Consider the following 14,579-nt stretch of genomic DNA (forward strand, 5'->3'; position numbering starts at 1 on the left):
GCAGACGCTTACGCGTCCTTCGACTCCTCGGCGTCCTCGGCCTTGGTGGTGTCGACCTGAGCCTCGGAGGCCTCGGCGTCCTTCGCGGCGCGCTTGGTCGCGGCCTCGGCCTCGCCCGTCGCCTCCTGCGCCACCGTCAGCGCCTCGACCAGCTCGATGACGGCCATGGGCGCGTTGTCGCCACGGCGGTTACCGATCTTGGTGATGCGGGTGTAGCCACCCGGACGGTTCTCGTAGCGCGGGCCGATCTCGGTGAAGAGCGTGTGCACGATGCTCTTGTCCGTGATGACCTGGAGCACCTGACGGCGGTTGTGAAGGTCACCCTTCTTCGCCTTGGTGACCAGACGCTCGGCGTACGGACGCAGCTTGCGCGCCTTCGCCTCGGTGGTGGTGATGCGACCGTGCTCGAACAGCGCCTTCGCGAGGTTCGCGAGGAGCAGCTTCTCGTGCGCGGCGCTGCCGCCCATACGGGCACCCTTGGTGGGCTTCGGCATGGTGTTTCTCCTAGGTGTCTGCCCCGGCCGTATCAGGTACCGGGGTCAGTATCTGAGCAGACGGTTGCCTGTCAGAGATCCGGGCGCCCTTTCAGACGCCCGGAAGGGTCCGCGCCCCGTAAGGGGCGCGGGGAACTGCGCGACCAGCCACAACGGACCGGCAGCCGAATCAGTACTGCTCGGTCTCCACAAAACCGGCGTCAGCATCGTCATCGGCACCGAACGCGTCCGCGGCGGCGGTCGGGTCGAATCCGGGCGGGCTGTCCTTCAGGGCCAGGCCCATGCCGGCCAGCTTCGCCTTGACCTCGTCGATGGACTTCGCACCGAAGTTGCGGATGTCCAGGAGGTCCGCCTCGGAACGGGCGACGAGCTCACCCACGGAGTGGATGCCCTCGCGCTTGAGGCAGTTGTACGACCGAACGGTGAGCTCCAGCTCCTCGATCGGCAGCGCCAGGTCGGCGGCCAGGGCGGCGTCCGTGGGGGACGGGCCCATGTCGATGCCCTCGGCGTCGATGTTGAGCTCGCGGGCCAGACCGAACAGCTCGACCAGGGTCTTGCCGGCGGACGCCATGGCGTCACGCGGGCGCATGGCCTGCTTGGTCTCGACGTCGACGATCAGCTTGTCGAAGTCGGTCCGCTGCTCGACACGCGTGGCCTCGACCTTGTACGTGACCTTGAGCACCGGCGAGTAGATGGAGTCGACCGGGATCCGGCCGATCTCCTGGCCGACCTGCTTGTTCTGGACGGCGGAGACGTAACCGCGGCCGCGCTCGACCGTCAGCTCCATCTCCAGCTTGCCCTTGCCGTTGAGCGTGGCGAGGACCAGGTCGGGGTTGTGCACCTCGACACCGGCCGGGGGCGCGATGTCGGCGGCGGTGACCAGACCCGGGCCCTGCTTGCGCAGGTACATCACGACCGGCTCGTCGTGCTCCGAGGAGACGACCAGCTGCTTGATGTTGAGGATCAGGTCGGTGACGTCCTCCTTGACGCCCGGCACGGTGGTGAACTCGTGCAGGACGCCGTCGATGCGGATGCTGGTGACAGCGGCACCGGGGATCGACGACAGGAGGGTGCGGCGCAGGGAGTTGCCGAGGGTGTAACCGAAGCCCGGCTCCAGCGGCTCGATCACGAACCGGGAGCGGAACTCGTCGACGACCTCTTCGGTCAACGAGGGACGCTGAGCGATCAGCATGTGTGGATCAGATCCTTCTTTCGTGGACGCCCGCTATATGACGCCCGACGGAAACCGCACCGGGAAAAGTGCGGGTACTGCAAGGGTACGGGCGATACGGCCCTTTTACGGAGCCGTACCGCCCGGAACCACGGTCTGCGTGCAGCAGCCTCGCGTCAGACGCGGCGGCGCTTCGGCGGACGGCAGCCGTGCTGCGACACTGCGGGGGACGACCCCCGCACCCCCAGCAGGATGCCGACCGGCCTGAGCCGGTGCGTCAGACGCGGCGGCGCTTCGGCGGACGGCAGCCGTTGTGCGGGGTCGGGGTGACGTCCTGGATGGAGCCGACCTCGAGGCCCGTGGCCTGCAGGGAGCGGATCGCGGTCTCACGACCGGAACCCGGGCCCTTCACGAACACGTCGACCTTGCGCATGCCGTGCTCCTGGGCGCGGCGGGCAGCCGACTCGGCGGCCATCTGCGCGGCGAACGGCGTGGACTTCCGGGAGCCCTTGAAGCCGACGTGGCCGGCGGAGGCCCAGGAGATCACGTTGCCGGACGGGTCCGTGATCGAGACGATCGTGTTGTTGAACGTGCTCTTGATGTGCGCGTGGCCGTGAGCGACGTTCTTCTTTTCCTTGCGGCGCACCTTCTTGGCAGCGCCCTGACGACCCTTGGGGGGCATCTATAACTCCTACGGGAGGTGGTCGGTCCTACAGCGAAGACCGTGGACAGGCGTCCGCTGTGGACTACTTCTTGCCCGGCTTCTTCTTGCCGGCGATGGCGCGACGCGGACCCTTGCGGGTACGAGCGTTGGTGCTGGTGCGCTGACCGCGGACGGGCAGACCACGACGGTGACGGAGACCCTGGTAGGTACCGATCTCGACCTTGCGGCGGATGTCGGCCTGGATCTCGCGACGGAGGTCACCCTCGGTCTTGATGTTGTTGTCGACGTACTCGCGGATCGCGACCAGCTGCTCCTCGGAGAGGTCCCGAACACGGGTGTTCGGGTCCACGCCGGTGGCGGCCAGCGTCTGTTGGGAGAGGGTCCGGCCGATGCCGAACACGTAGGTGAGGGCGATCTCCACGCGCTTTTCGCGCGGGATGTCAACACCGGAAACGCGTGCCATTCAATGGCTCCAGTTACTTGTCGGAGGTCTTCCACAGGAACCGACTCCCAGCCGCCGTACCAGGTACGAACTGGGTCCCCGGCCTCCGACCGGGGGTGTCAGACGGATCGCTGTCCGCCTGGGCCCTGCGTATGAACTAATTCAGCTTGCGTCGCGCGAAGACTCTGCGAGGAAGGCAGAGGGATCGGTCGTGCGTCAGCCCTGGCGCTGCTTGTGGCGCGGGTTGTCGCAGATGACCATGACCCGGCCGTGACGGCGGATCACCCTGCACTTGTCGCAGATCTTCTTGACGCTCGGCTTGACCTTCATGGGATTGAGGTTCTCCGGGTCAGTGCCACCACCCCGCCGGAACGGGATGCGGGCAAGATCTACTTGTAGCGGTAGACGATCCGGCCACGGGTCAGGTCGTACGGAGACAGCTCCACCACGACCCGGTCGTCAGGGAGGATGCGGATGTAGTGCATACGCATCTTGCCGCTGATGTGTGCCAGGACCTGGTGGCCGTTCTGGAGCTCGACCTTGAACATGGCGTTCGGCAGAGACTCGACGACAGTGCCCTCGATCTCGATGGCACCTTGCTTCTTGGCCACGCTTCGCCCTTCGAATCGACTACCTTGATCGACTCTGCGCGGGCCGCATGCAGACATGCGGGTACACAAGAGCCGACGAGTCAGTCTACGACAGGGCCCTCAGAAACACGAATCGAGAGTCTGCCCCGGCGGAGAGGGCTTTATGCGCGCCCTTCAGGGGCGCGGGGAACTGCGCGACAAACCACAACGCACCCGCAGTCGCCGACGTGCACGGGACCCCACCCCGGAAAGCGGTCAGGCCAGCGGATCCGGAGCAGCGACGATCCCCAGCTCGGCGAGCTTCGCCTTCCCCCCGTCGGGAGACGTCAGCACGAGCGGCCCCTCCTCCGTCAGAGCGACCGAGTGCTCCCAGTGCGAGGACCACGTACCGTCCGTCGTGATGACGGTCCAGTCGTCCTCGAGGACCTCCGTCTTCGGCGTCCCCAGGGACACCATCGGCTCGATGGCCAGGCAGAAGCCCGGCACCAGCTTGGGGCCCTTGCCGCGCCGCCGGTCGACGTAGTTCAGCAGGTGCGGGTCCATGTGCATCTCGGTGCCGATGCCGTGGCCGCCGTAGTCCTCGATGATCCCGTACTTGCCGCCGCCGGGCTTGGGCTGGCGGCGGATGTAGGTCTCGATGGCCCGGGAAACGTCGACCAGGCGGTTGCCCTGCTTCATGGCGGCGATACCGGCCCACATCGACTCCTCGGTCACCCGGGAGAGCTCGACGAGCTCCGGGGAGTGACCGGACCCCACGAAGGCCGTGAAGGCCGCGTCGCCGTGCCAGCCGTCGATGATGGCGCCACAGTCGATGGAGATGACGTCCCCGTCCTTGAGGACGACGTCGTCGGACGGGATGCCGTGGACGACGACCTCGTTCACCGAGGTGCAGATCGTCGCGGGGAAGCCGCCGTAGCCGAGGAAGTTCGGCTTGGCGTTGTGCTCGGCGAGCACCTTGCGCGCCACCTGGTCCAGATCCTTCGTCGTGGCCCCGGGGACGGCGGCCTCACGGGTCGCCGCGTGGATGGCGGCGACGACCAGCCCCGCCTCACGCATCTTGGCGATCTGCTCGGGGCTCTTGATCTGCACCATGGGAGCTACGGCCTTTCTGGACCTTCGGCGACGACGAACGCCTTCAACGATACGGGGCCGCGCGACCGGCCCCCTCCACACAGCAGCCGCGGCACCCCGAGGGGAACCGCGGCCGGAGCTGCGTACGGACGGCTACTTGCCGTCCTCGCCACGCTTCAGCGCCTCCATGGCGCGGGTCGTGACGTCCTCCACCTTGCCGAGCGCGGAGATCGTGACCACCAGGCCCTGGGCCTTGTAGTAGTCGATGATCGGCTCGGTCTGGGTGTGGTAGACCTCCAGGCGCGTGCGCACCGTCTCCTCGGAGTCGTCGTTGCGCTGGTACAGCTCGCCGCCGCAGACGTCGCAGACGCCGTCCTTGGCCGGCTGCTTGTACGTCACGTGGAAGACGTGCGAGGAGTCGTTGCGGCAGATGCGCCGGCCGGCGATCCGCTTGACGACCTCGTCCTCGGGGACCTCCAGGTCCAGCACCGCGTCGAGCTGCATGCTCTCGGTCTCGAGGAGCTCGTCGAGCGCCTCGGCCTGCGAGACGTTGCGCGGGAAGCCGTCCAGCAGGAAGCCGTTCTCGGCGTCCGGCTGCTCCATGCGGTCCTTCGCCATGGCGATGGTGACCTCGTCGGGCACCAGGTTGCCCGCGTCCATGTAGGACTTCGCCAGTTTGCCGAGTTCCGTCTGCCGGCTGATGTTGGCCCGGAACAAGTCGCCCGTGGAGATGTGCGGGATCGACAGGTTTCGTGCCAGGAACGCGGCCTGCGTTCCCTTACCGGCGCCCGGCGGCCCGACGAGGACGATACGCATCAGCGGAGGAACCCTTCGTAATTGCGCTGCTGAAGCTGGCTCTCGATCTGCTTCACCGTCTCGAGACCGACACCCACGATGATCAGGATGCTGGTCCCGCCGAACGGGAAGTTCTGGTTTGCCCCGAAACCAGCCAACGCCATCGTCGGCACGAGAGCGATCAGCCCCAGATACAGCGAACCCGGCCAGGTGATCCGGTTGAGTACGTAGCTCAGGTACTCAGCGGTCGGTCGGCCAGCCCGGATGCCCGGGATGAAGCCACCATACTTCTTCATGTTGTCGGCGACTTCCTCGGGGTTGAACGAGATCGCCACGTAGAAGAACGCGAAGAAAACGATCAGCAGGAAGTACGTGGCGATGTAGTACGGGTGGTCGCCCTTGACGAAGTGCTGCTCGATCCAGGTCTTCCAGCCCGAGGTGCCACCGGCGAACTGAGCGATCAGCGCGGGGATGTAGAGCAGCGACGAGGCGAAGATGACGGGGATCACACCCGCCTGGTTCACCTTGAGCGGGATGTAGGTGGACGTGCCGCCGTAGGAACGGCGGCCGATCATGCGCTTGGCGTACTGCACCGGGACACGGCGCTGGGCCTGCTCGACGAAGACCACCAGGCCGACCATGGCGAAGCCGACCAGGATGACCGTGCCGAATTCGATCCAGCCGCCGGCCAGGGAGCCCTCCTGCTTGATGGCCCACAGGGCGGAGGGGAAGGTGGCGGCGATCGAGATGAACATCAGGATCGACATGCCGTTGCCGATGCCGCGGTCGGTGATCAGCTCACCGAGCCACATCACGGCCGCCGTACCGGCGGTCATCGTGATGACCATGGTGATGGTGACGAAGATCGACTGGTCCGGGACGATCTGGCTGGCCACCGGGCAGCCCTGGAACAGAGCGCCGCTGCGGGCGGTGGCGACGAGGCCGGTGCCCTGGAGAATGGCGAGGGCGATCGTCAGGTAACGGGTGTACTGCGTGATCTTCGCCGTACCGGCCTGGCCCTCCTTCTTCAGGGCTTCCAGGCGCGGGATCACCACGGTCAGCAGCTGCAGAATGATGCTCGCCGTGATGTACGGCATGATGCCCAGCGCGAAGATCGTGATCTGCAGCAGCGCGCCGCCGCTGAACATGTTGACCAGGCCGAAGATTCCCTGGTTGGCCTGGGCGTTGTCGATACAGGTCTGGACGTTCCGGTAGTCGACGCCGGGGATCGGGATGTGCGTGCCGACCCGGTAGACCACGATGATGCCGAGCGTGAAGAGCAGCTTCTTGCGCAGGTCGGGCGTCTTGAACGCCCGGGCGAACGCGGTGAGCACGGTGCCTCCTGCGACCCCCGCGCAACTGCGTCAAGGGTGACGTCTTGAGAGTCCAATAGAACAACGACATGAGTAACGGTCAACTGCCGCCCAGAGTGCCCGAAGTGAAGCACCCTGTGAAAAGTGGGCAGTGCAGGCCACCTTACCGGCGAGACTGCCGCCCTAGGAACGACCGACCGGGGATACCCCATTTGTGGAGTATCCCCGGTCGGGATCGTTCAGGTCATCGAGACGCCTGTGGTGTTCAGACGAGCTCGGTGACAGAACCGCCGGCGGCGGTGATCTTCTCCTTGGCGGAGCCGGAGACGGCGTCGACCGTCACCTGCAGCGCCACGGAGATCTCGCCCTGGCCGAGGACCTTGACGAGGCTGTTCTTGCGAACGGCCCCCTTGGCCACCAGACCCTCGACGGTGACCTCGCCACCCTCGGGGTAGAGCGCGGCCAGCTTGTCGAGGTTCACGACCTGGAACTCGGTCTTGAACGGGTTCTTGAAGCCCTTCAGCTTCGGGAGACGCATGTGGAGGGGCATCTGGCCACCCTCGAAGCGCTCCGGAACCTGGTAACGGGCCTTCGTGCCCTTGGTACCACGACCGGCCGTCTTACCCTTCGACGCCTCACCACGACCGACACGGGTCTTGGCGGTCTTGGCGCCCGGGGCGGGACGGAGGTTGTGGATCTTGAGCGGGTTCTGCTCCGCCATGATCAGTCGACCTCCTCGACCGTCACGAGGTGGCGGACGGTGTGCACCATGCCGCGGAACTCGGGGCGGTCCTCCTTGACGACCTGCGTGTTGATGCCCTTGAGACCAAGGGAACGCAGGGTGTCACGGTGGTTCTGCTTGCTGCCGATGTAGGACTTGACCTGCGTAATCTTGAGCTGCGCCATGATTACGCACCCGCCCCGGCACGCGCACGGAGAAGAGCCGCGGGAGCGACGTCCTCGAGGGGCAGACCACGGCGGGCCGCGATCTCCTCGGGACGCTGCAGACCCTTCAGGGCCTCCACGGTCGCGTGCACGATGTTGATCGCGTTGTCGGAGCCGAGCGACTTCGACAGCACGTCGTGGATACCGGCGCACTCGAGCACGGCGCGCACCGGACCACCGGCGATAACACCGGTACCGGGCGACGCGGGCTTCAGGAGCACGACGCCGGCAGCCTTCTCACCCTGGATGGGGTGCGGGATGGTGCCCTGGATGCGGGGGACCTTGAAGAAGTGCTTCTTGGCCTCCTCAACACCCTTGGCGATGGCGGCCGGCACCTCCTTGGCCTTGCCGTATCCGACACCCACGGTGCCGTCACCGTCGCCCACCACGACCAGCGCGGTGAAGCTGAAGCGACGACCACCCTTCACAACCTTGGCGACGCGGTTGATCGCGACGACGCGCTCAACGTACGCGGTCTTCTCGGCGGCAGCAGCGCCGCCGTCACGGCCCTTCCGGTCCCGCCGCTCGCCGCCACCGGCACCGCCACCGCGGCGCTGGGGTCCAGCCATTGGAATTACCTCTCTCTGTTTCCGCTAGCTACGGAACCGACTCAGAACTTGAGTCCGGCCTCGCGGGCGGCGTCCGCCAGGGCGGCGATGCGCCCCGCGTACTGGTTACCACCACGGTCGAACACGACGGCCTCGACACCGGCGGCCTTGGCGCGCTCGGCGACCAGGGCGCCGACCTGCTTGGCCTGCGCGGACTTGTCGCCCTCGCCACCGCGGATCGACGTGTCCAGGGTGGACGCCGACGCCAGGGTGTGACCCTTGATGTCGTCGATCACCTGGGCCACGATGTGGCGGTTCGAGCGGGTGACGACCAGACGCGGACGCTCCGCCGTACCGTTGATGTGCTTACGGATACGGATGTGGCGGCGCTTGATCGCGGCGCGCTTGTAGGCGTCGCCCTTAAGGATCTTCTGCCCGTATGCCATGGCTTACTTACCCGCCTTTCCGACCTTGCGGCGGATGACTTCGCCCTCGTACTTGACACCCTTGGCCTTGTACGGGTCGGGCTTGCGCAGCTTGCGGATGTTGGCCGCAACCTCGCCGACCTTCTGCTTGTCGATGCCCTCGACCGAGAAGCGGGTCGGGGACTCCACCTTGAAGGTGATGCCCTCGGGGGCCTCGACCAGGATCGGGTGGCTGTAGCCCAGGGAGAACTCCAGGTTGGAGCCCTTGGCCAGGACACGGTAGCCGACACCGCTGATTTCGAGCTTCTTGACGTATCCCGTGGTCACACCGGTGATCATGTTCGCCACCAGCGTGCGGGACAGGCCGTGCAGGGCCTTGCTCTGCCGCTCGTCGTTCGGCCGCAGCACCTGAAGGGTGCCGTCCTCGGCCTTCGCGATGTCGATCGGCGCGATGACGGTGTGGGTCAGTTCGCCCTTGGGGCCCTTGACCGAGACCGTACGGCCGTCGATGGTGACGTCCACGCCGGCGGGAACCGGGATGGGGAGCTTGCCGATACGCGACATTGCTGTCTCTCCTCCGTTCCCGAATTACCAGACGTAGGCGAGGACTTCCCCACCCACGCCCTTCTTCTGCGCCTGCTTGTCGGTCAGGAGACCGTGGGACGTGGAGATGATGGCCACGCCCAGGCCGCCGAGAACCTTCGGCAGGTTGGTGGACTTCGCGTACACCCGGAGACCGGGCTTGGAGATCCGCTTGATGCCCGCGATGGAGCGCTCACGGTTGGGGCCGAACTTCAGCTCCAGGACGAGGTTCTTGCCGACCTCGGCGTCCTCGACCTTCCAGCCCGTGATGAAGCCCTCCTGCTGGAGGATCTCCGCGATGTGCGACTTGATCTTGGACGCCGGCATCGTCACGGAGTCGTGGTATGCCGAGTTCGCGTTCCGCAGACGCGTCAGCATGTCTGCGATCGGATCAGTCATGGTCATGAATTGGCCTTCGGCCTCTCTCGCCGGGGTTTCCTGGTGCGCCATCCCTCTCCCCGATCCGAGACGGGACGGGTGCGGCGCGGTGGACCTACGGCGTAGTAAGCATTCAATGAGCGGACAGGTGTCCGCGGCGTACGGGCGGCGGCAGACGCCCAACCCCACAAGCCTAAGCCATGCGGGCCGGGCGTCTTACCACCCTTACGTGCTTACCGAGAGCCCTGCGTATCCCTTATAAGGGGGATTACCAGGAGCTCTTGGTCACGCCCGGCAGCTCGCCACGGTGAGCCATCTCACGAAGGCACACGCGGCAGAGGCCGAACTTGCGGTACACGGAGTGCGGGCGGCCGCAGCGCTGGCAGCGGGTGTAGCCACGCACACCGAACTTGGGCTTGCGAGCAGCCTTAGCGATCAGAGCCTTCTTCGCCATCTCGCTCACGCCTCCTTGAAGGGGAAGCCGAGGTGACGAAGGAGCGCGCGGCCCTCAGCGTCGTTGGTCGCCGTGGTCACCACGGTGATGTCCATACCCCGGGTGCGGTCGATCTTGTCCTGGTCGATCTCGTGGAACATGACCTGCTCCGTGAGACCGAAGGTGTAGTTGCCACGGCCGTCGAACTGCTTGGGGGACAGGCCGCGGAAGTCGCGGATGCGCGGCAGCGCGAGCGACAGGGTGCGGTCCAGGAACTCCCACATGCGGTCGCCACGAAGCGTGACGTGGGCACCGATCGGCTGGCCCTCACGCAGCTTGAACTGCGCGATGGACTTACGGGCCTTGGTGACGGCCGGCTTCTGACCGGTGATCGTGGTGAGGTCCTTGATGGCACCCTCGATCAGCTTGGAGTCGCGGGCGGCGTCGCCCACACCCATGTTGACCACGATCTTGACGAGACCGGGGATCTGCATGACGTTCTCGTACTTGAACTCGTCACGCAGCTTGCCCGTGATCTCCTCACGGTACTTCTGCTTCAGACGCGGAGTGGTGGTGGTAGCCATCAGATGTCCTCACCCGTCCGCTTGGCAACGCGGATCTTGTTGCCTTCGTCGTCGAAGCGGTAACCGACGCGGGTCACGACCTTGTTGCCGTCCTTCTCCACGACCAGCTGGACGTTGGAGACGTGGATCGGCGCCTCGGTGGTGACGATGCCGCCGGCCTGCGAACCGCGAGCCGTCGGACCGGCCTTGGTGTGCTTCTTGACCCGGTTGACACCCTCGACCAGGACGCGCTCGTCGCGCGGGTAAGCGGCAATGACCTTGCCCTGCTTGCCCTTGTCCTTACCGGTGATGACCTGGACCAGGTCGCCCTTCTTGATCTTCATGCTTACAGCACCTCCGGCGCGAGCGAGATGATCTTCATGAACTTCTTCTCGCGCAGCTCACGGCCGACCGGGCCGAAGATACGGGTGCCGCGAGGGTCGCCGTCGTTCTTCAGAATGACGGCGGCGTTCTCGTCGAAGCGGATGTACGAGCCGTCCGGACGGCGGCGCTCCTTGACGGTGCGAACGATGACCGCCTTGACGACGTCACCCTTCTTCACGTTGCCACCGGGGATCGCGTCCTTGACGGTGGCGACGATGACGTCACCGATACCCGCGTAGCGGCGACCGGAGCCACCGAGCACACGGATGCAAAGGATCTCCTTCGCACCAGTGTTGTCGGCGACACGCAGTCGCGACTCCTGCTGGATCACGTCTATCTCCTGATTGTCTGCCGGTTCCCGGGGCGGAGTGCATGACGCTCCCCGCCCCGAGCCTGGCGGAACGATTCCTAGGGAGTCCCCCTAGGAGGGATGTGCTTGCCTTCGGAATTCCCTCGCGGGAATTACTTGGCCTTCTCGAGGATCTCGACGACGCGCCAGCGCTTCGTCGCGGACAGCGGCCGGGTCTCCATGAGGAGGACGCGGTCGCCGACACCCGCGGCGTTCTGCTCGTCGTGGGCCTTGAGCTTGCTCGTACGGCGGATGACCTTGCCGTACAGCGCGTGCTTGACGCGGTCCTCGACGGCGACGACGACGGTCTTGTCCATCTTGTCGCTGACGACCAGACCCTCACGGGTCTTGCGGAAACCGCGGTCCGTCTTGGTCTCTTCAGTCACGTTGCTCTCGCTCATCAGGCGCTCTCCACCGTCTCGATGCCCAGCTCGCGCTCACGCATCAGGGTGTAGATCCGCGCGATGTCCTTACGGACGGCCTTGAGCCGGCCGTGGTTCTCGAGCTGGCCCGTCGCCGCCTGGAAGCGGAGGTTGAACAGCTCTTCCTTGGCCTCGCGGAGCTTGTTGAGGAGCTCCTCGTTGCCCAGCTCGCGCAGCTCGGACGCCTTGGTACCGGCCGACATCACGCTTCACCTGCCTCGCGCTTGACGATCTTGCACTTCATCGGCAGCTTGTGAGCCGCACGGGTCAGGGCCTCGCGCGCGATCTTCTCGTTGGGGTACGACAGCTCGAACATCACGCGTCCGGGCTTGACGTTGGCGATCCACCACTCAGGAGAACCCTTACCGGAACCCATGCGGGTCTCGGCGGGCTTCTTGGTGAGGGGGCGGTCCGGGTAGATGTTGATCCAGACCTTGCCGCCACGCTTGATGTGGCGGGTCATGGCGATACGAGCGGCCTCGATCTGGCGGTTCGTCACGTACGCCGGGGTCAGCGCCTGGATGCCGTACTCGCCGAACGCGACCTGCGTGCCACCCTTGGACATGCCGTTGCGCTTGGGGTGGTGCTGCTTGCGGTGCTTGACCCTACGGGGGATCAGCATGACGGTCAGGCCTCCGTTCCGGTGCTCTCAGCCGGAGCGGCGGCGGCGGGAGCCTCGGCCTTGGGGGCCTCGGCACCGGCAGCCTGCTGCGGCTTGCGACCGCGCCCGCCACGCTCGCCACCGCGGCCACCACGGGCCGGGCGGTCGGCGCCACCACGGGCCGGGCGGTTACCCGCACGGGCCGCAGCGTTCTCGGCGCGGACCTCGGCGATGTTCTTGACGTCGCCCTTGTAGATCCAGACCTTCACGCCGATGCGGCCGAAGGTCGTCTTGGCCTCGAAGAAGCCGTAGTCCACGTTCGCGCGGAGCGTGTGCAGGGGCACACGGCCCTCGCGGTAGAACTCCGAGCGGGACATCTCGGCGCCACCGAGGCGGCCACCGCACTGGATCTTGATGCCCTTGGCGCCGGCCTTCATCGCCGACTGCATGCTCTTGCGCATGGCACGGCGGAAGGAGACGCGGGAGGAGAGCTGCTCGGCGACGGCCTGGGCAACCAGCTGAGCGTCGGTCTCGGGGTTCTTGACCTCGAGGATGTTCAGCTGGACCTGCTTGCCCGTGAGCTTCTCGAGGTCACCGCGGATGCGGTCGGCCTCGGCGCCACGGCGGCCGATGACGATGCCCGGACGAGCGGTGTGGATGTCCACACGCACGCGGTCACGGGTGCGCTCGATCTCGACCTTGGAGATGCCGGCGCGCTCCATGCCGGACGTCATCATCCGACGGATGGCGACGTCTTCCTTGACGTAGTCCTTGTACAGCTTGTCGGCGTACCAACGCGACTTGAAGTCGGTCGTGACACCGAGCCGGAACCCGTGCGGGTTTACCTTCTGGCCCATTACCGGGTTCCTTCCTTGCTGCTGACGACCACGGTGATGTGGCTGGTCCGCTTGCGGATCCGGTAGGCACGGCCCTGGGCGCGCGGACGGAACCGCTTCAGGGTCGGGCCCTCGTCGACGTAGGCCTCGGAGACGAAGAGGCTGTCGACATCGGTGTGGTCGTAGTTGTGCGCGGCGTTGGCGATGGCGCTGTCCAGCACCTTGCCGACCGGCTGGCTCGCGGCCTGCGGGGCGAAACGCAGGACCGCCTGAGCCTCCGTGGCGTCGAGGCCACGGATGAGGTCCACCACGCGGCGGGCCTTCATGGGCGTGACGCGGATGTACCGCGCCTGGGCCCTGGCTTCCATGGTTGTCCTTCCAGTGTCTGTCATGGTCATTCCACCCCGCGCTTAGCGGCGCTTCGACTTCCGGTCGTCCTTGACGTGACCCCGGAAGGTGCGCGTCGGCGAGAACTCGCCGAGCTTGTGGCCGACCATCGACTCGGTGACGAACACCGGAATGTGGGTCTTGCCGTTGTGCACCGCGAGCGTGTGGCCGAGCATGGCCGGCACGATCATGGAGCGACGGGACCAGGTCTTGATGACGTTCTTGGTGCCGGCTTCGTTCTGGGCGTCCACCTTCTTGATCAGGTGGTCGTCGACGAAGGGCCCCTTCTTCAAGCTACGAGGCATCTCAACCCGTCCTTAGCGCTTCTTGTTCGTCTTGCGGCGGCGGACGATGTACTTGTTCGACGCCTTCTTGGGCGAACGAGTACGGCCTTCCTTCTTGCCCCAGGGGGACACCGGGTGGCGACCACCCGAGGTACGGCCTTCGCCACCACCGTGCGGGTGGTCCACGGGGTTCATGACCACACCACGCACGGTCGGGCGAACGCCCAGCCAGCGCTTACGGCCCGCCTTACCCCAGTTGATGTTGCTCTGCTCGGCGTTGCCGACCTCGCCGACCGTGGCGCGGCAGCGCTGGTCGACCAGGCGGATCTCACCGGACGGCATGCGGAGGTGGGCCATGGAGCCCTCCTTCGCGAGCAGCTGCACCGAGGCGCCGGCGGAGCGGGCGAACTTCGCGCCGCCGCCCGGACGCAGCTCGATGGCGTGCAGCGTGGTACCGACCGGGATGTTGCGCAGGGCAAGGTTGTTGCCCGGCTTGATGTCGGCCCCGGGACCGTTCTCGACGCGGTCGCCCTGGTTCAGGCCACGCGGCGCGAGGATGTAGCGCTTCTCGCCGTCCGCGTAGTGCAGGAGCGCGATGCGCGCGGTGCGGTTGGGGTCGTACTCGATGTGCGCGACCTTCGCCGGCACGCCGTCCTTGTCGTGACGACGGAAGTCGATCACGCGGTAGGCGCGCTTGTGGCCACCGCCCTGGTGGCGGACGGTCACACGACCGGAGTTGTTACGGCCACCCTTGCTGTGCAGGGGGCGGACCAACGACTTCTCCGGCGTGGACCGCGTGACCTCGACGAAGTCGGCGACGCTGGAGCCACGACGGCCCGGCGTAGTCGGCTTGTACTTGCGGATTCCCATTTCTCAGTCCTCGTCCGATATCGGACGATCCG

The 14,579-nt window shown here is 66.2% G+C and carries 26 protein-coding genes; all 26 read right to left on the reverse strand.

Going from position 1 to position 14,579, the window contains the following annotated elements; genetic code table 11:
* Positions 1–8: 8 nt before the first annotated feature.
* On the reverse strand, positions 9–494 hold the full coding sequence (gene rplQ / locus AB0F04_RS30010; protein ID WP_362047033.1) for a 50S ribosomal protein L17: 486 nt from the start codon (positions 492–494) through the stop codon (positions 9–11).
* A gap of 169 nt (positions 495–663) precedes the next feature.
* Positions 664–1,686, reverse strand: coding sequence for a DNA-directed RNA polymerase subunit alpha (locus AB0F04_RS30015; RefSeq protein ID WP_003966937.1), 1,023 nt, complete (start codon positions 1,684–1,686; stop codon positions 664–666).
* 256 nt (positions 1,687–1,942) lie between these two features.
* Entirely contained in the window at positions 1,943–2,347 is a 405-nt protein-coding gene (gene rpsK / locus AB0F04_RS30020; protein WP_003956432.1) for a 30S ribosomal protein S11, read from the reverse strand.
* Positions 2,348–2,411: 64 nt separating this feature from the next.
* On the reverse strand, positions 2,412–2,792 hold the full coding sequence (gene rpsM, locus AB0F04_RS30025) for a 30S ribosomal protein S13 (RefSeq protein ID WP_004984507.1): 381 nt from the start codon (positions 2,790–2,792) through the stop codon (positions 2,412–2,414).
* A 195-nt stretch (positions 2,793–2,987) separates the two neighbouring features.
* Entirely contained in the window at positions 2,988–3,101 is a 114-nt protein-coding gene (gene rpmJ / locus AB0F04_RS30030) for a 50S ribosomal protein L36 (RefSeq protein ID WP_003974245.1), read from the reverse strand.
* A 59-nt stretch (positions 3,102–3,160) separates the two neighbouring features.
* Positions 3,161–3,382, reverse strand: a complete 222-nt coding sequence (infA, locus tag AB0F04_RS30035; RefSeq protein ID WP_003948620.1) for a translation initiation factor IF-1 — start codon at positions 3,380–3,382, stop codon at positions 3,161–3,163.
* Between the two features lie 234 nt (positions 3,383–3,616).
* Positions 3,617–4,453, reverse strand: a complete 837-nt coding sequence (gene map / locus AB0F04_RS30040; protein ID WP_362047036.1) for a type I methionyl aminopeptidase — start codon at positions 4,451–4,453, stop codon at positions 3,617–3,619.
* Between the two features lie 132 nt (positions 4,454–4,585).
* The gene (locus AB0F04_RS30045) at positions 4,586–5,248 is read right to left on the reverse strand and encodes an adenylate kinase (protein WP_362047039.1); all 663 of its coding nucleotides are present in this window, start codon (positions 5,246–5,248) and stop codon (positions 4,586–4,588) included.
* Positions 5,248–6,561, reverse strand: a complete 1,314-nt coding sequence (secY, locus tag AB0F04_RS30050) for a preprotein translocase subunit SecY (protein ID WP_362047042.1) — start codon at positions 6,559–6,561, stop codon at positions 5,248–5,250. The genes AB0F04_RS30045 and secY overlap by 1 nt, the downstream gene beginning before the upstream one ends.
* A 244-nt stretch (positions 6,562–6,805) precedes the next feature.
* Complete coding sequence (gene rplO, locus AB0F04_RS30055; RefSeq protein WP_030839644.1) at positions 6,806–7,261, reverse strand: 50S ribosomal protein L15; 456 nt, start codon at positions 7,259–7,261, stop codon at positions 6,806–6,808.
* A gap of 2 nt (positions 7,262–7,263) precedes the next feature.
* Entirely contained in the window at positions 7,264–7,446 is a 183-nt protein-coding gene (rpmD, locus tag AB0F04_RS30060; protein ID WP_003974250.1) for a 50S ribosomal protein L30, read from the reverse strand.
* A 2-nt stretch (positions 7,447–7,448) separates the two neighbouring features.
* On the reverse strand, positions 7,449–8,054 hold the full coding sequence (gene rpsE / locus AB0F04_RS30065; RefSeq protein ID WP_009190144.1) for a 30S ribosomal protein S5: 606 nt from the start codon (positions 8,052–8,054) through the stop codon (positions 7,449–7,451).
* Positions 8,055–8,095: 41 nt separating this feature from the next.
* Complete coding sequence (gene rplR / locus AB0F04_RS30070; protein WP_007494754.1) at positions 8,096–8,479, reverse strand: 50S ribosomal protein L18; 384 nt, start codon at positions 8,477–8,479, stop codon at positions 8,096–8,098.
* A 3-nt stretch (positions 8,480–8,482) separates the two neighbouring features.
* A complete protein-coding gene (gene rplF / locus AB0F04_RS30075; RefSeq protein WP_053674524.1) occupies positions 8,483–9,022 on the reverse strand; it encodes a 50S ribosomal protein L6 in 540 nt (179 codons plus the stop codon).
* A gap of 24 nt (positions 9,023–9,046) precedes the next feature.
* Positions 9,047–9,445 carry a 30S ribosomal protein S8 gene (gene rpsH / locus AB0F04_RS30080; RefSeq protein ID WP_030839654.1) on the reverse strand — a complete coding sequence of 133 codons (399 nt, stop codon included), beginning with the start codon at positions 9,443–9,445 and terminating at the stop codon, positions 9,047–9,049.
* A 241-nt stretch (positions 9,446–9,686) separates the two neighbouring features.
* Positions 9,687–9,872 carry a type Z 30S ribosomal protein S14 gene (locus AB0F04_RS30085; RefSeq protein WP_003948630.1) on the reverse strand — a complete coding sequence of 62 codons (186 nt, stop codon included), beginning with the start codon at positions 9,870–9,872 and terminating at the stop codon, positions 9,687–9,689.
* Positions 9,873–9,877: 5 nt separating this feature from the next.
* Positions 9,878–10,435: a 50S ribosomal protein L5 gene (gene rplE, locus AB0F04_RS30090; RefSeq protein WP_333932834.1), complete on the reverse strand. Its 558-nt coding sequence runs from the start codon at positions 10,433–10,435 to the stop codon at positions 9,878–9,880.
* Positions 10,435–10,758, reverse strand: a complete 324-nt coding sequence (rplX, locus tag AB0F04_RS30095) for a 50S ribosomal protein L24 (RefSeq protein WP_053674523.1) — start codon at positions 10,756–10,758, stop codon at positions 10,435–10,437. The genes rplE and rplX overlap by 1 nt, the downstream gene beginning before the upstream one ends.
* A gap of 2 nt (positions 10,759–10,760) precedes the next feature.
* On the reverse strand, positions 10,761–11,129 hold the full coding sequence (gene rplN / locus AB0F04_RS30100) for a 50S ribosomal protein L14 (RefSeq protein ID WP_003998823.1): 369 nt from the start codon (positions 11,127–11,129) through the stop codon (positions 10,761–10,763).
* A gap of 131 nt (positions 11,130–11,260) precedes the next feature.
* Positions 11,261–11,548 (reverse strand): 30S ribosomal protein S17, encoded by a 288-nt coding sequence (gene rpsQ / locus AB0F04_RS30105; protein ID WP_030839660.1) that lies wholly within the window; start codon positions 11,546–11,548, stop codon positions 11,261–11,263.
* Entirely contained in the window at positions 11,548–11,772 is a 225-nt protein-coding gene (gene rpmC, locus AB0F04_RS30110; RefSeq protein ID WP_010036720.1) for a 50S ribosomal protein L29, read from the reverse strand. Before rpmC ends, rpsQ begins: the two co-directional genes overlap by 1 nt.
* The gene (gene rplP, locus AB0F04_RS30115) at positions 11,772–12,191 is read right to left on the reverse strand and encodes a 50S ribosomal protein L16 (protein WP_003992362.1); all 420 of its coding nucleotides are present in this window, start codon (positions 12,189–12,191) and stop codon (positions 11,772–11,774) included. Before rplP ends, rpmC begins: the two co-directional genes overlap by 1 nt.
* A 5-nt stretch (positions 12,192–12,196) precedes the next feature.
* Positions 12,197–13,027, reverse strand: a complete 831-nt coding sequence (gene rpsC / locus AB0F04_RS30120) for a 30S ribosomal protein S3 (protein WP_030317320.1) — start codon at positions 13,025–13,027, stop codon at positions 12,197–12,199.
* Positions 13,027–13,374 carry a 50S ribosomal protein L22 gene (rplV, locus tag AB0F04_RS30125; protein WP_053674521.1) on the reverse strand — a complete coding sequence of 116 codons (348 nt, stop codon included), beginning with the start codon at positions 13,372–13,374 and terminating at the stop codon, positions 13,027–13,029. The genes rpsC and rplV overlap by 1 nt, the downstream gene beginning before the upstream one ends.
* A 42-nt stretch (positions 13,375–13,416) precedes the next feature.
* Positions 13,417–13,698 carry a 30S ribosomal protein S19 gene (gene rpsS, locus AB0F04_RS30130; protein WP_003992359.1) on the reverse strand — a complete coding sequence of 94 codons (282 nt, stop codon included), beginning with the start codon at positions 13,696–13,698 and terminating at the stop codon, positions 13,417–13,419.
* A gap of 12 nt (positions 13,699–13,710) precedes the next feature.
* Positions 13,711–14,547, reverse strand: a complete 837-nt coding sequence (rplB, locus tag AB0F04_RS30135) for a 50S ribosomal protein L2 (RefSeq protein WP_053674520.1) — start codon at positions 14,545–14,547, stop codon at positions 13,711–13,713.
* Positions 14,548–14,579 lie beyond the last annotated feature (32 nt).

Origin of the sequence: Streptomyces sp. NPDC029041, assembly GCF_040637515.1 — a bacterium.
In the GTDB taxonomy this organism is placed as follows: domain Bacteria; phylum Actinomycetota; class Actinomycetes; order Streptomycetales; family Streptomycetaceae; genus Streptomyces.

Coding starts and splice junctions, on each gene's coding strand:
- rplP (WP_003992362.1), bottom strand. CDS start 12,191: ATGCTGATCCCCCGTAGGGTCAAGCACCGCAAGCAGCACCACCCCAAG.
- rplF (WP_053674524.1), bottom strand. CDS start 9,022: ATGTCGCGTATCGGCAAGCTCCCCATCCCGGTTCCCGCCGGCGTGGAC.
- rplO (WP_030839644.1), bottom strand. CDS start 7,261: ATGGCGGAGCAGAACCCGCTCAAGATCCACAACCTCCGTCCCGCCCCG.
- AB0F04_RS30085 (WP_003948630.1), bottom strand. CDS start 9,872: ATGGCGAAGAAGGCTCTGATCGCTAAGGCTGCTCGCAAGCCCAAGTTC.
- rpsC (WP_030317320.1), bottom strand. CDS start 13,027: ATGGGCCAGAAGGTAAACCCGCACGGGTTCCGGCTCGGTGTCACGACC.
- rplQ (WP_362047033.1), bottom strand. CDS start 494: ATGCCGAAGCCCACCAAGGGTGCCCGTATGGGCGGCAGCGCCGCGCAC.
- rplX (WP_053674523.1), bottom strand. CDS start 10,758: ATGAAGATCAAGAAGGGCGACCTGGTCCAGGTCATCACCGGTAAGGAC.
- rpmC (WP_010036720.1), bottom strand. CDS start 11,772: ATGTCGGCCGGTACCAAGGCGTCCGAGCTGCGCGAGCTGGGCAACGAG.
- rpmJ (WP_003974245.1), bottom strand. CDS start 3,101: ATGAAGGTCAAGCCGAGCGTCAAGAAGATCTGCGACAAGTGCAGGGTG.
- rplB (WP_053674520.1), bottom strand. CDS start 14,547: ATGGGAATCCGCAAGTACAAGCCGACTACGCCGGGCCGTCGTGGCTCC.
- rpsM (WP_004984507.1), bottom strand. CDS start 2,792: ATGGCACGCGTTTCCGGTGTTGACATCCCGCGCGAAAAGCGCGTGGAG.
- AB0F04_RS30015 (WP_003966937.1), bottom strand. CDS start 1,686: ATGCTGATCGCTCAGCGTCCCTCGTTGACCGAAGAGGTCGTCGACGAG.
- AB0F04_RS30045 (WP_362047039.1), bottom strand. CDS start 5,248: ATGCGTATCGTCCTCGTCGGGCCGCCGGGCGCCGGTAAGGGAACGCAG.
- rplR (WP_007494754.1), bottom strand. CDS start 8,479: ATGGCATACGGGCAGAAGATCCTTAAGGGCGACGCCTACAAGCGCGCC.
- rpsQ (WP_030839660.1), bottom strand. CDS start 11,548: ATGAGCGAGAGCAACGTGACTGAAGAGACCAAGACGGACCGCGGTTTC.
- rpsK (WP_003956432.1), bottom strand. CDS start 2,347: ATGCCCCCCAAGGGTCGTCAGGGCGCTGCCAAGAAGGTGCGCCGCAAG.
- rpmD (WP_003974250.1), bottom strand. CDS start 7,446: ATGGCGCAGCTCAAGATTACGCAGGTCAAGTCCTACATCGGCAGCAAG.
- rpsE (WP_009190144.1), bottom strand. CDS start 8,054: ATGGCTGGACCCCAGCGCCGCGGTGGCGGTGCCGGTGGCGGCGAGCGG.
- rplV (WP_053674521.1), bottom strand. CDS start 13,374: ATGGAAGCCAGGGCCCAGGCGCGGTACATCCGCGTCACGCCCATGAAG.
- rplE (WP_333932834.1), bottom strand. CDS start 10,435: ATGGCTACCACCACCACTCCGCGTCTGAAGCAGAAGTACCGTGAGGAG.
- map (WP_362047036.1), bottom strand. CDS start 4,453: ATGGTGCAGATCAAGAGCCCCGAGCAGATCGCCAAGATGCGTGAGGCG.
- rpsS (WP_003992359.1), bottom strand. CDS start 13,698: ATGCCTCGTAGCTTGAAGAAGGGGCCCTTCGTCGACGACCACCTGATC.
- rpsH (WP_030839654.1), bottom strand. CDS start 9,445: ATGACCATGACTGATCCGATCGCAGACATGCTGACGCGTCTGCGGAAC.